The organism is Citrobacter sp. RHBSTW-00029 (assembly GCF_014104295.1).
Lineage (GTDB): Bacteria > Pseudomonadota > Gammaproteobacteria > Enterobacterales > Enterobacteriaceae > Citrobacter > Citrobacter youngae.
The window spans coordinates 2,717,343-2,731,005 of the sequence record NZ_JABXRT010000001.1; the positions used below are offsets into that span (position 1 = coordinate 2,717,343).

The 13,663-nt window shown below is 52.0% G+C and carries 12 protein-coding genes, 5 tRNA genes and 1 other RNA gene; 1 reads left to right on the top strand and 17 read right to left on the bottom strand.

The annotated features are described in order from the left end of the window. Positions 1-30: 30 nt before the first annotated feature. Positions 31-2,460 (bottom strand): autotransporter outer membrane beta-barrel domain-containing protein, encoded by a 2,430-nt coding sequence (locus HV041_RS13400; RefSeq protein WP_121584376.1) that lies wholly within the window; start codon positions 2,458-2,460, stop codon positions 31-33. Between the two features lie 195 nt (positions 2,461-2,655). After that, a complete protein-coding gene (aroG, locus tag HV041_RS13405; protein WP_003831449.1) occupies positions 2,656-3,708 on the bottom strand; it encodes a 3-deoxy-7-phosphoheptulonate synthase AroG in 1,053 nt (350 codons plus the stop codon). A 375-nt stretch (positions 3,709-4,083) separates the two neighbouring features. On the opposite strand from aroG, the gene zitB reads away from it, so the two are divergent. Beyond that, positions 4,084-5,025 (top strand): CDF family zinc transporter ZitB, encoded by a 942-nt coding sequence (gene zitB, locus HV041_RS13410; protein WP_086523626.1) that lies wholly within the window; start codon positions 4,084-4,086, stop codon positions 5,023-5,025. Here zitB and pnuC read toward each other — a convergent pair. The 15 genes from pnuC to ybgC form a co-directional block, all read right to left on the bottom strand. After that, complete coding sequence (gene pnuC, locus HV041_RS13415; protein WP_061067547.1) at positions 5,022-5,741, bottom strand: nicotinamide riboside transporter PnuC; 720 nt, start codon at positions 5,739-5,741, stop codon at positions 5,022-5,024. The two genes, zitB and pnuC, sit on opposite strands and share 4 nt — an antisense overlap. A gap of 27 nt (positions 5,742-5,768) precedes the next feature. Then, a complete protein-coding gene (gene nadA, locus HV041_RS13420) occupies positions 5,769-6,812 on the bottom strand; it encodes a quinolinate synthase NadA (RefSeq protein WP_121584375.1) in 1,044 nt (347 codons plus the stop codon). A gap of 281 nt (positions 6,813-7,093) precedes the next feature. Next, a non-coding RNA gene (locus tag HV041_RS13425) (RtT sRNA) lies at positions 7,094-7,226 on the bottom strand. A 22-nt stretch (positions 7,227-7,248) separates the two neighbouring features. Then, positions 7,249-7,324, bottom strand: a tRNA-Lys gene (locus HV041_RS13430). Between the two features lie 47 nt (positions 7,325-7,371). Then, a tRNA-Lys gene (locus tag HV041_RS13435) sits at positions 7,372-7,447 on the bottom strand. A 46-nt stretch (positions 7,448-7,493) separates the two neighbouring features. After that, positions 7,494-7,569 (bottom strand) — tRNA-Lys (locus HV041_RS13440). 3 nt (positions 7,570-7,572) lie between these two features. Beyond that, positions 7,573-7,648 (bottom strand) — tRNA-Val (locus HV041_RS13445). A gap of 137 nt (positions 7,649-7,785) precedes the next feature. Further along, positions 7,786-7,861, bottom strand: a tRNA-Lys gene (locus HV041_RS13450). Between the two features lie 164 nt (positions 7,862-8,025). After that, positions 8,026-8,814: a cell division protein CpoB gene (gene cpoB, locus HV041_RS13455; protein ID WP_048212240.1), complete on the bottom strand. Its 789-nt coding sequence runs from the start codon at positions 8,812-8,814 to the stop codon at positions 8,026-8,028. A gap of 9 nt (positions 8,815-8,823) precedes the next feature. Beyond that, a complete protein-coding gene (gene pal / locus HV041_RS13460) occupies positions 8,824-9,342 on the bottom strand; it encodes a peptidoglycan-associated lipoprotein Pal (RefSeq protein WP_003022983.1) in 519 nt (172 codons plus the stop codon). A gap of 34 nt (positions 9,343-9,376) precedes the next feature. Continuing rightward, the gene (gene tolB, locus HV041_RS13465; protein ID WP_038638949.1) at positions 9,377-10,669 is read right to left on the bottom strand and encodes a Tol-Pal system beta propeller repeat protein TolB; all 1,293 of its coding nucleotides are present in this window, start codon (positions 10,667-10,669) and stop codon (positions 9,377-9,379) included. A 128-nt stretch (positions 10,670-10,797) separates the two neighbouring features. After that, positions 10,798-12,054, bottom strand: a complete 1,257-nt coding sequence (tolA, locus tag HV041_RS13470) for a cell envelope integrity protein TolA (RefSeq protein WP_003022980.1) — start codon at positions 12,052-12,054, stop codon at positions 10,798-10,800. 64 nt (positions 12,055-12,118) lie between these two features. Next, positions 12,119-12,547, bottom strand: a complete 429-nt coding sequence (tolR, locus tag HV041_RS13475) for a colicin uptake protein TolR (protein ID WP_005125437.1) — start codon at positions 12,545-12,547, stop codon at positions 12,119-12,121. Between the two features lie 3 nt (positions 12,548-12,550). Beyond that, complete coding sequence (gene tolQ / locus HV041_RS13480; RefSeq protein WP_003022976.1) at positions 12,551-13,243, bottom strand: Tol-Pal system protein TolQ; 693 nt, start codon at positions 13,241-13,243, stop codon at positions 12,551-12,553. Then, complete coding sequence (gene ybgC / locus HV041_RS13485; protein WP_005125439.1) at positions 13,240-13,644, bottom strand: tol-pal system-associated acyl-CoA thioesterase; 405 nt, start codon at positions 13,642-13,644, stop codon at positions 13,240-13,242. Before ybgC ends, tolQ begins: the two co-directional genes overlap by 4 nt. Positions 13,645-13,663: the final 19 nt, after the last annotated feature.

Below are 13,663 nucleotides of genomic sequence, written 5' to 3' on the forward strand. Positions count from 1 at the left end.
AGGCCTGATTACTCTGTTTTTTATGCCACTTTACCAGCTGTAACGGACGTCCAGGCTACCGTTGAGATCGCCATAATCATTACGTCCCTTTTGCCCAGCAACCTGACCCGTGATGCTCCACTGGCTATTCAGATTCGCCTGAATACCTACTTTCACCTCGGCGCGATCTGCCGGAAGATCCTGCTTCACCTGCGCGCCATCAAACGAAACGGCAACATCATCGCTGGTGTGTAACCAGTTCACCTCCGCAAACGGCTGGATAACCGACGTGGTATTCTTGTGCAGCTTGCCATCTACCCGCAGTCCGAGGCGCGTGTTCCAGCTGTCACCGTTTTGTCCGTCAATACGCGTTCCATTCTGCACAACCGCGTCCGCTTTATATTGCTGCCATGTCACCTGAGCCTGTGGCGTCAGGCTGACAGTGTTCAGGTTTTCAAGTCCGATGTCGTACCGATAACCCGTTTCCAGAGAAACAGCGCTGGCTGTCGAATCATAATCCTTTGAACCCACGTCGCCGTTATTTACGCTGTTATTGTAGAGGCCGTACTGGTACCAGCTATCCACATACAGCCCGCTATGGTCCTTCGCATCCGCAAACCAGGTGGCATAAGCCCCAAGATTGTAACCGGCTACGTTACCACTGGCAGAGAACTGGCTCCCATCCGCCCCTCGGTTACCGGTGCTGTCCGTATCGGCGTTGATATAGCTCACCATCAGCCCTGCTTTCAGGCTCTGCACGCTATCATCCCAGCTCAGTATATCGCCGCCAATCTGGAGCTGAGAATAGTTGTTGTCAATATCCACATGACCGTTTGCAGCCTGTGACGATGCATCACCTGCTTTAAAGCGCATCCACATACTGCCGTCATCGGTACGTAACTGGCTGCCTTCGCGGTCATAAAGGGTCTGCATTTGCAGATTACGCGCCATCCACTGGTTGCCGAGATAGGCGCCGATATCAGCGCGATACTGAGGGTCCACAGGGACGGCATTGCCACCGTCATCCGGATTAACCGGAGTGACATCGCCACCATCGTCAGGATTAACCGGGGTAACGGTCTGCGAGCGCAAATACCAGTCACCACCGTCCTGATACAAGCGGTATTCATACAATCCGACCTGAACCTGGTTGCCCTGGGTGAAGACGCCGTCAGACTGACCGCCGACATCTATCACCTCGATCCCCTGCGTGGTGAGGGCTCCGTCCCCGCCAGTATTAGTAACAAAGACAGTGGTCGTGCCTGCGGTATCGCCGGAAATGAGGAGCTTATCCGTCGGGGAGGCATCATCCCCCAGCTGTGTATTAAGGGAGAGCGTGCCATTATTACCGGTGTAATTGCCGTTAATTGTGAGGGTGTGACCGGTCTCATTGCTCTGACTGATGGCGATGTTGCCAGCATTCGAGACATCATCATTGATAACGCCGGTACCACCGAGGGTTGCCCCTGCAGCGACGCTGACAGAGCCGGAAGGTAGGTAGGCCATTAACTGCGAAGATGAGCCAGATACTGTGGGGACGCCGATAACGGCAGAATCAGCGAGCCAGAGGGTGCCTTCGTCGACAAGCGTGTCACCAGCGTAAGTGTTGTTACCGGTAAGCAGCAACGTACCCTGCCCGGTTTTTTGCAGGGACCCAATGCCCTGAATGCTGTTGCTCTCGGTACGGGAGGCTCCCGCGTCGAGGTCATAATCCAGGATCCCACTGTTGGTGATAACACCGGTTACGGCATTAACGGTGGCACCGGTTTTAATCAGGGTAGTACCTTCAAGGATGGCATAATCTGATTCCAGCCAGAGTGAGCCGCCGCTGTTGACGGTGGTGTTGCTGGCGAAACTGGCTGTTTCTCCGCCGTCCTCGTGTGTTCTAAGTACCAGCGCCCCCCCCTGATTTACAGTCGTGTTTTTAACGATACCATAGACTGCCTGCACACCCTTGTTATTGATGGTCGCGCCGCTGGATAACCCAAAAACGCGTTCCGTTCCACCAGCATTGATGACGGAATCCACTGCGGTTCCGTACACATAGTTTCTTGCTCCCGAATTGATGGTAGTGTGTTCTGCTGTACCATAGACATCCTGTTGGCCTTTTTCGCTCAGCACGGCATTTACGGAGGTGCCATTCTCCTGAATCTGGAGAGTGCCTCCCGTTACCTGCGCATCCTGAGACAGTCCGCCGTCCATGACATACTGCCATCCGCCTTCTATCGTCGTATTGAAGGCGCTGCCGTAGACCATCTGATAGTCATTTGTGGCATTCAGGGTCTCTCCACTAACGGACTCACCGGCCGCAACAGTCGGGGTATAATCCGCCATCGCCGGACCAGAGAGTAACCCCAGCAGCGTGGCGATGCCTGCCGCCCTGGCCTGGTTTTTTATCTGACTGTCACCCTGTGCAAATTCAGAAGCCACGACATACATATTACGCGCGGTATTCCAGACGATGTTAAAGTTTTTATTCATATTCATCCCTTTATATTAAATCCTGGGGATATGATAACCCCGGATTTAATATATTTATTACAGGAATGATAAAATTAGGAATATATTTATATTCACCTTAGAAATATATTGAGCATATAAAATAAAATGAGCTTATTAATATTAATTAAAAAAACCGGCCTGATTCGCCGGTTTTAATAAGGGAGGAAGATAACTTTAACCGCGACGCGCCTTGACCGCATCCGCCAGCTGGCGCAGCACTGCATCGGTGTCTTCCCAACCAATGCAGGCATCAGTAATGCTTTTGCCGTAGGTCAGCGGCTCACCGCTATCCGGGTTCTGATTACCCTCGACCAGATGGCTTTCGATCATCACGCCAATAATCGCTTTTTCGCCGCCAGCGACTTGTCCACAAACGTCTTTCGCAACATCCATCTGCTTTTTGAACTGCTTGCTGGAATTGGCATGGCTAAAGTCGATCATCACTTGCGCAGAGAGTCCTGCTTTAATCAGACCTTCTTTTACGTCTGCGACGTGCTGGGCGCTGTAATTTGGCTCTTTGCCGCCGCGCAGAATAATATGGCAATCGCCATTACCGCTGGTATTCACGATCGCCGAATGACCCCATTTGGTCACGGACAGGAAGCAGTGTGGCGCTCCTGCGGCGTTGATTGCATCAATCGCGACTTTGATCGTGCCATCGGTACCGTTTTTAAAACCAACCGGGCAAGACAGACCCGATGCCAGCTCGCGGTGTACCTGGGACTCAGTGGTACGCGCCCCGATCGCGCCCCAACTCATCAGGTCGGCGAGGTATTGCGGCGTGATCATGTCGAGGAATTCACCCGCAGCCGGCAATCCGCTGTCGTTGATATCCAGTAGCAATTTACGTGCAATGCGCAGCCCATCGTTGATCTGGAAGCTGTTGTCCATGTGCGGATCGTTGATCAGCCCCTTCCAGCCGACGGTGGTACGCGGCTTTTCAAAATAGACGCGCATGACGATTTCAAGCTCGCCTTTTAACTCTTCGCGCAGCGCCAGCAGGCGAGCGGCGTACTCTTTGGCGGCTGCCGGATCATGAATAGAGCACGGCCCAATCACCACTAACAGGCGATCGTCGCTCCCTTTCAGAATTTTATGAATCGCCTTACGGGCATGAGCCACCGTGTTTGCGGCATTTTCAGTAGCGGGGAATTTTTCCAGCAGTGCGACTGGCGGTAATAACTCGTTGATCTCTTTGATGCGTAAATCGTCGTTCTGATAATTCATGATTATTCCAGCGTTGCCATACTTATATAAATGAATGCAATCCCTCCAATCTATATCTTCAGTCATAAAGTGTAAACGGGGTTTTACAGTACGAACCGTGTTATCCCGGGATTACGCAAAAAAACGCAAGAATGTAGCGAATAATGAGATCCAAACCGCAAATTCCAACTGTAATTGCGGATTTTATTATTATTTTCAAAATTCTGTGCTGGCTATCGATGCACATTGTGGATTTTTACCCACTGTACTGTAAGGCAATGCACAATATTTACGTGGCTGATAACGGGAGAATAGAAGCTCTCCTTTTTAATTTTATCCCCCCAAAAACGGTATGATGTCATACAGTAAAGGTGAGAATAACAAAGGGATGGCACAATGGCGCACTCACATACTCATACTTCCCCTGACCAGCCAAAGGATAATAACGCCCGTCGACTGCTGTTCGCCTTCTGCATTACAGCGGGGTTCATGCTGGTTGAAGTGGTGGGAGGGATACTCTCCGGCTCGCTGGCCTTGCTGGCTGACGCCGGGCATATGCTTACGGATGCAGCAGCACTGCTTTTCGCGCTGCTGGCCGTCCAGTTTTCCCGTCGCCCGCCTACAATACGCCACACTTTCGGCTGGCTGAGGCTCACGACGCTGGCTGCATTCGTTAATGCCATCGCATTGGTCGTTATCACCATTTTAATCGTCTGGGAGGCGATTGAGCGCTTCCAGACACCTCGTCCCGTGGCGGGCGGCATGATGATGGTTATTGCTGTCGCGGGTTTACTGGCCAATGTGCTTGCTTTTTGGGTTTTACATCGCGGCAGTGAAGAGAAAAACCTCAACGTCCGCGCCGCAGCGTTGCATGTAATGGGGGATTTACTCGGCTCGGTCGGGGCGATCATCGCTGCGCTGATTATTATCTGGACGGGCTGGACCCCTGCGGACCCTATTCTCTCTATTCTGGTTTCCGTACTGGTGCTGCGCAGTGCCTGGCGATTGTTAAAAGATAGCGTCAATGAATTGCTGGAGGGCGCACCTCATGCGCTGGATATCGCCGCCCTACAGCGACATCTCAGCCGGGATATTCCCGAAGTTCGCAATGTGCACCATGTCCACGTCTGGATGGTGGGTGAAAAGCCGGTCATGACGCTGCATGTGCAGGTGATCCCGCCGCACGATCATGATGCCCTGCTGGAACGTATTCAGCATTTCCTTATCCATCACTACCAGATTGAACACGCGACGATCCAGATGGAGTATCAGCCATGCAATGGGCCGGACTGCCACCTGTATCAGGGCGTGTCCGGCCATTCACATCATCACCATTAATGAGACAGCGCGTGGGAACCTCGTTCACGCGCGCTGTTAATCCACATCCTGCTCCCGTTGAGGGCGATAACCGTCAGGATCATGTATTCCAGCGACATGGCATACACCCCTTGCAGGGCAAAGATCACCACGCTGATTACGTTGATGATTACCCACAGCAGCCAGTTTTCAACGTATTTGCGCGTCATCAGGATCATCGCCACAATCGATAGCACCATCATGCAGGAATCCCAGAACGGGAACGCATCGGGTTGCAGTTCAGGCACAGCAACCTGTAACCCCAATGCCTGCATTATGTTGACCGCAATGCGAGTCAGGAACGCAAACACCGGATCGATATAGACCGACATCAGGCCGATCGCTACCACGCAGGCCGCCAGCCAGCCCAGCGCTTTTGGTAACGGTAGCCAGCGAATTTTAAGTTCCGCTTCATGCTGGCTGGTTTGCCGGGACCAGGCGTACCAGCCGTAGATGTTGGCGGCAAAGAAAAAGACTTGCAGCAACAGGCTGGCATAAAGCTGGATCTGAAAGAAGATAATCGCAAACAGCGTGACGTTTATCAGGCCGAAGAAGTAATTGCTTATTTTCTCAAGGCTCGCCAGGCCAATACACAGCAACCCGGCGATCGTCCCCACAGCTTCGATCCACGACAGATCGTAACCGCCCGCGCCAATCGGAATATGTACCAGAATGTTCTGCGTGCTAAAAAAGTCCATCTTTTCCCCCAGAGCAAAAAAAATTAATTAAGCTCGAAGTGTAGCCGCAAATTCCAACATGCGGTTTAACGGCAACAACGCCCCTTCTCGCAGCGCAGCATCAACATGTATCTCATGATCCGCTCCGCCTTGTTCCAGGCCCTCAGCAATCGCCTTGAGGCCGTTCATCGCCATCCACGGACAATGCGCACAGCTGCGACAGGTTGCCCCCTCGCCAGCCGTCGGCGCTTCAAGCAATTCTTTATCCGGAACGGCCTGCTGCATTTTGTAAAAAATGCCCCGGTCAGTCGCCACAATCAGCTGCTTATGCGGTAACGATTTAGCTGCGGTGATGAGCTGGCTGGTTGAGCCAACCGCATCGGCCATATCAACGATAGACTGAGGGGACTCTGGGTGCACCAATATTGCGGCATCAGGGTAAAGCGCTTTCATACGCGATAAAGCCTGGGTTTTAAATTCGTCGTGAACAATACAGGCTCCCTGCCAACAGAGCACATCTGCGCCGGTCTGTTTTTGCACGTAGTTGCCCAGATGTCTGTCCGGAGCCCAGATGATTTTTTCACCTAAACTATCGAGGTGCTCAATAAGTTCTACCGCGATACTGGACGTGACAACCCAATCCGCACGTGCTTTTACGGCGGCTGAGGTATTGGCATAGACCACCACGGTGCGGTCCGGATGCGCGTCGCAAAATGCGCTGAACGCATCAATCGGACAGCCCAGATCTAATGAACATTCCGCCTGTAAGGTCGGCATCAGGATAGTCTTTTCCGGACTGAGAATTTTGGCGGTTTCTCCCATAAACCTTACGCCCGCAACCAGCAGCGTAGAGGCAGAATGTTTTGCACCAAACCGCGCCATCTCCAGCGAATCTGAGATACAGCCACCGGTCTCTTCGGCCAACTGCTGAATTTCAGGGTCGGTGTAATAGTGCGCGACCATGACGGCATCACGCTCTTTCAGCAGACGTTTAATTTTCTCTCGATAAAATTGCTTTTCATCCGCACTCAGCAGCGCTGGCTTCGGCGGAAACGGATAAATTGCTGCTTCTGGATCAAACATCACGCTCATCTTGCTTTCTCGTTTTACTGGCTTAACGAAATAACCGATTAAAAGCGTGACGCACGCCATATTCGGTTAGAATTGTTTTGTATGCTAAACAAGATAGCGGATTGGTGTAGAAAAGTCACAAGAATTGCGTGTGATGCATGCCGAATGGCGACTGACGTCTTATCCGGCCTACATGAGTCGTGTCGTCTGTAGGGCTGATAAGCGAAACACATCCGGCAAGCAGGTTCGAATCTTATAAATCGCAGATAGCAAAAAAGCGCCTTTAGGGCGCTTTTTTACACTGGTGGGGCGTGCAGGATGACTCGCTTCGCTCGCCCTTCGGGCCGCCGCCGTAAACGGCTCCGTTGTCTCACTACGTTCGACTCGGACCTGCTGCAGGTTCGAATCAAAAATCCTGCGCATAGCAAAAAGGCGCCTTTAGGGCGCCTTTTTACACTGGTGGGGCGTGCAGGATTCGAACCTGCGACCAATTGATTAAAAGTCAACTGCTCTACCAACTGAGCTAACGCCCCCATATGGGGTTTACTGCTTTACTCTTTTCAGGAACCCACCACAATATTGGTGGGGCGTGCAGGATTCGAACCTGCGACCAATTGATTAAAAGTCAACTGCTCTACCAACTGAGCTAACGCCCCATTTGGGTGTTGCCTGAAAATTTTTTACTCGGAACCACCAAAATAGTGGTGGGGCGTGCAGGATTCGAACCTGCGACCAATTGATTAAAAGTCAACTGCTCTACCAACTGAGCTAACGCCCCGAGTGGTGGGTGATGACGGGATCGAACCGCCGACCCCCTCCTTGTAAGGGAGGTGCTCTCCCAGCTGAGCTAATCACCCGATACTACGCTGGATACTACTTACTAACTGAGTTAGTGGTGGGTCGTGCAGGATGACTCGACTTCGTCTCGCCCTACGGGCCGTTGCTTACGCAACGTTATCCTTCACGTTTTACAATCGCGTTCCACCTTAGCGATTGGTGGGTCGTGCAGGATTCGAACCTGCGACCAATTGATTAAAAGTCAACTGCTCTACCAACTGAGCTAACGACCCACTTTTGCGCTGCTTTTGGTTTGTTTGATATCCCTTGGCAACGGCGGCATATATTACTGATTTCAGATTTTAGCGCAACAAAAATTTCGATGTAAATTACTCAACTGCTTAGGAATCACACGACGCGACCAGAAATAACACGATTTCTGGTCGCATGGTGTGCATTACATCGCGCCAAGGCGTTTTTGCGCTTGTTTCGCGCCATCAGTACCAGGGTATTTAGTGATAACCTGCTGATAAACCGCTTTCGCTTTTGCTGTGTCACCCTTGTCCTGCATGATGACGCCGACTTTGTACATCGCGTCTGCAGCCTTCGGTGATTTCGGGAAGTTTTTAACTACGGATGCAAAATAGAACGCTGCATCATCTTTTTTACCCTTGTTGTAATTCAACTGACCGAGCCAGTAATTCGCATTGGGCAGGTAAGTAGAATCCGGGTACTTTTTGATGAAGTTCTGAAATGCAACGATCGCATCATCCTGACGGGATTTATCCTGCACCAGGGCGATTGCCGCATTGTAATCAGTATTCGCATCGCCAGTTTGCGCCGGTGCGCCTGACGAAGCTGCAGCACCCGCATCGGGTGCCGGGGTTGCCGCCCCACTCTGATCGCCAGCCGCAGATTGCGCCGCAGGCGCGCTACCGCTGCCAAGATTATTCATCTGCAGCAATATCTGTTTTTGGCGTTCAACAACCTGATTCAGCTGATACTGACTTTCCTGAATTTGACCACGCAGGGCATCAATATCGGACTGATTATCGGAGAGTTGTTGCTGGAGTTGGGTTAAAAGCTGACTGTGAGCGTTAGAAATACGCTCGAGTTGAGTGACGCGGTCTTCGACCGAGCCAGAGCCGACACTACTGATTGGCGCCTGAGCAAAAGCGGCCCAGGGGGCCGCTATGCCAACCAGTAACGACAGACTCAACAGGTGATGTCTGAAGTTACTGCTCATGCAATTCTCTTAGTAAACCAGTACGGCGCGACGGTTTTTGGCGTAAGCCGCTTCGTCATGACCCAGTACTGCAGGTTTTTCTTTACCGTAAGAAACGATGGAGATCTGGTCAGCAGAAACGCCTTTACCCTGCAGGTACATCTTAACGGCGTTAGCACGACGTTCACCCAGGGAGATGTTGTACTCAGGCGTACCACGTTCGTCCGCATGACCTTCTACGGTGACTTTGTAAGACGGGTTGCTACGCAGGAAGTTAGCGTGCGCATCCAGCATTGCAGCGAAGTCAGAACGGATATCGTACTTATCCAGATCGAAATAAACGATGTTGTTCTGCTGCAGCTGTTGCATCTGCAGACGCGCTTGCTCTTCGGAGGACATGTTGCCGCTACCGTTTGCATCCATACCAGTGCCGGCACCCAGCATGCCTTCGCTGCCGTCATTGCTGGCGTTCTTGTTAGAAGAACACGCTGCAATAGCCATAACAGGCAGAGCAATCATCAGCCCTTTCAGCACTTTGTTCAGTTGCATTTCAATGATTCCTTTATTAATCAATTATTTATTATCACAGATACGGCGACCAGGCAGGGAATTTAACCTGACCATCAGTTGCCGGAAGACGCGCTTTGAAACGCCCATCTGTAGAAACCAAATTCAGCACGGATCCCATCCCCTGAGAAGAGCTGTAGATTACCATAGTGCCGTTAGGTGCCAGACTTGGCGTTTCGTCCAGGAACGTTGACGACAGAACTTGTACGCCACCCGCTACCAGATCTTGTTTGGCAATGTGCTGCTGACCATTAGCCGAGCTTACCATTACCATAAACTTACCGTCGCTGCTGACATCAGCATCCTGGTTTTGTGAACCTTCCCAGGTAATACGCTGCGGAGCACCGCCGTTGACGTTAACTTTATACACCTGCGGACGACCGGCCTGGTCAGACGTAAAGGCCAGGTTTTGGCTGTCCGGGAACCAGGTAGGTTCCGTGTTGTTGCTACGACCATCAGTGACCTGACGGATCTGACCAGAACCGATGTCCATGACATACAGATTCAGGCTACCGGTTTTAGACAGGGCAAACGCCAGTTTGCTGCCATCCGGAGAAAACGCAGGTGCACCGTTGTGACGCGGGAACGAGGCAACCTGACGCACTGCGCCGTTGGACAACGTCTGAATAACCAGCGCTGAACGACCGCTTTCGAAGGTAACGTAGGCCAGTTTAGAACCGTCCGGAGACCACGCCGGAGACATCAGCGGCTGCGGAGAGCGGTGAACGACAAACTGGTTGTAACCATCGTAGTCAGACACACGTAATTCGTACGGGAACTGACCACCGTTCGTCTGAACAACATACGCGATACGAGTACGGAATGCGCCCTTAATACCGGTCAGTTTTTCAAAAACTTCGTCACTTGCGGTATGGCCCGCATAACGCAGCCACTGCTTGTTCACTTTATATGTGTTCTGTGCCAGTACGGTACCTGGTGCGCCACCGGTATCAACCAGTTGATATGCAACGCTATAGGAACCATCCGGGTTTGGCGTAACCTGGCCAACCACTACGGCATCAATACCCAGGGCAGACCATGCAGCAGGCTGAACTTCAGCCGCAGTCCCCGGCTGCTGCGGCAGGCGAGAACGGTCTAATGGGTTAAATTTACCGCTGTTACGCAGGTCAGCACCTACGATACCACCGATATCTTCAGGTGCAGCGCCCGGCCCTGCCCACTGGAACGGGACAACACCAATCGGGCGTGCCGAGTCCACCCCTTGGGTGATCTCGATACGTACTTCTGCATGCAGCACTGCTGCCCACAGCATCAGAAAACCAAATGCTACTCGTAATGCCTGCTTCATCATATCTCCCTTATCTGGACGGAACGCCCACGATAATTTAGCAGAATGTTAACAAACTCAAATACACAAAACTACCAGAACTCTGTCTCAACCTTAGACTGTTTCCCCCGATTCCTCAGGGGTCGTTATTACAGTTTAAAGTCCAGTTTGGCATCTTTTACTTTTTCATAAACAGCCTGGCTAGGCGGCTTAGGAATTCTGGCTGTTTTCGCAGCCGTCAGCGCAGCCTGGCACAATGCCGGATCCCCGCCCTCTTCGGTCACATCCAGTAGCAGACCATCAGGTGCTAACTTGATATGTAATACGCAGGATTTACCCGCATACAAATCGGCGCCATACAGACGACTCTGAATCGCATTACGAATTTGAGATGCGTAAGCACTGATATCAGCGCCAGATGCACCGCCATTTGCACCACTTGTACCACTATCTTTCGCCGGTTGGCCGTTTCCTTTCGCTCCACCGCCCGATTTCGGTGCATTCTTACCGGAGCTTAAGTCACCTAATAAGTCGTCAACACCCGAAGCGGCAGCGGCTTTTTCGGCAGCGGCTTTTTTCGCAGCAGCGGCTTTATCTGCCGCAGCTTTCTTATCGGCAGCAGCTTTCTCGGCTGCAGCCTTTTTATCTGCTGCAGCTTTTTCAGCAGCAGCTTTCTTGTCAGCGGCAGCCTTTTCAGCAGCGGCAGCTTTCGCGGCGGCGGCTTTTTCTGCTTTCTCAGCGGCAGCTTTCTCGGCTGCTGCTTGCTTAGCGGCTTCAGCTTGAGCTTTCTTCGCAGCGTCCGCGGCTGCCTTAGCAGCTTGTGCTTCGGCAACCTTCTTAGCATCGGCAGCCGCTTTTGCAGCTTCCGCCTCAGCTTTCTTCTGTGCATCAGCAGCGGCTTTCTTCGCGGCATCTGCCGCTTGTTTCGCCTGAGCATCTGCTTTAGCTTTCGCATCTGCAGCAGCCTTCGCCGCAGCCTCTTCAGCCTGCTTTTGTTGCTCCTGTGCTTTCGCCGCAGCGGCTTCAGCCTGTTTCTGCTGTTCCGCCTGCTCGCGCACTTTTTCCTGCGCCGCTAAACGTTCTTTCTCCAGCTGTTTCAGACGCTCTTGCTCTGCCGCCTGCTTCTCACGAAGCTCCTCGGCCTGCTGCTGCGCCTGTTTCTCACGCTGTTCTTCTGCACGTTTCGCACTTGCCTGCTGTTGCTGCTGCCTGTCGTACTGTTGAACAACAGCACCAGGATCGACCATAACGGCGTCGATGGACGAACCGCCACCGCCGCCGGCTGAAGCATCAATGTGCTCATCGAACGAACTCCAGATCAGCGCTGCAAATAAAATGACATGCAGCACCGCTGAAATAATTATCGCCCTTTTGAGCTTGTCGTTTTGTTCGGTTGCCTTTGACACTCTCGGTTCCCAAAAAACTGTTCGCCTGTTACGCGCTATCTTTCAAGCCAGCAATACGCAGTCATCAGATTGGCTGCGTCATCAAGCCAACCGATTTAACGCCTGCACTGTGTAACAAGTTCAGCGCTTTAATTATTTCATCATAAGGCACGTCTTTCGCACCACCGATTAAAAATACCGTTTTCGGATTGGTCTGCAGGCGGCTCTTCGCTTCCGCGATAACCTGCTCCGGCGGCAGCTGATCCATCCTGTCTTTTTCAACCACCACGCTGTATTGCCCAACACCGGAAACTTCAATAATGACCGGTGGCTCGTCGTTACTGCTGACGGCTTGCGATTCAGTCGCATCCGGCAGGTCGACTTCCACACTCTGCGTAATGATCGGCGCGGTTGCCATAAAGATCAGCAACAGCACCAGCAGTACGTCGAGCAACGGTACAATATTGATTTCAGACTTAAGTTCGCGACGACCTCGTCCACGCGTTCTGGCCATGGTTTACCCCTTGTTGCTCTCGCTAACGGTAAACGCCTGGCGGTGCAGAATCGCGGTGAACTCTTCCATAAAGTTGTCGTAATTCAGTTCCAGCTTGTTCACGCGCTGATTCAGTCGGTTGTAAGCCATAACCGCCGGAATTGCCGCAAACAGACCGATGGCCGTTGCAATCAACGCTTCCGCGATACCCGGTGCAACCATTTGCAGCGTCGCCTGTTTTACCGCGCCCAGCGCGATAAATGCGTGCATGATCCCCCAAACGGTACCGAACAGACCGATATACGGGCTGATGGAGCCGACAGTGCCGAGGAATGGAATATGCGTTTCCAGCGTTTCCAGTTCACGGTTCATCGAGATACGCATCGCACGGGATGCCCCCTCAACGACCGCTTCCGGCGCATGACTATTCGCCCTATGCAGACGCGCAAATTCTTTGAATCCGCTGTAGAAAATTTGCTCTGAACCCGCCAGATTATCACGACGCCCCTGGCTTTCCTGGTACAGGCGCGACAATTCAATGCCGGACCAGAACTTGTCTTCAAACGCTTCGGCTTCACGTGAAGCAGCATTAAGAATACGGGTCCGCTGGATAATAATGGCCCAGGATGCGATTGAGAAACCAATCAAAATCAACATGATAAGTTTAACCAGAAGGCTTGCCTTCAGGAACAAATCAAGGATATTCATGTCAGTCACTGCTTAAACTCCGCGACAATAGACTTGGGAAGCGCACGAGGCTTCATTTTGAGTGGATCAACGCAAACAATCAGAACTTCGGCTTCATTCAGCACGACGTTCTCTGCGTTGACAATGCGTTGCGTGAAAACCAATGAGGTGCCACGCATTGACGTAATTTCGGTTTGGACTTCGAGCATATCGTCAAGCCGGGCAGGCGCAAAATACTCCAGAGTCATCTTGCGCACCACAAAGGCTACACGTTCGGCCAACAGAACCTGCTGACTAAAGTGATGATGACGCAGCATCTCTGTGCGTGCTCTTTCATAAAAAGCGACGTAGCTGGCGTGATAAACCACCCCACCGGCATCGGTGTCTTCATAATAGACACGAACCGGCCATCGAAAAATATACTTATTCATTCTTACTGCCTCTTTGTTG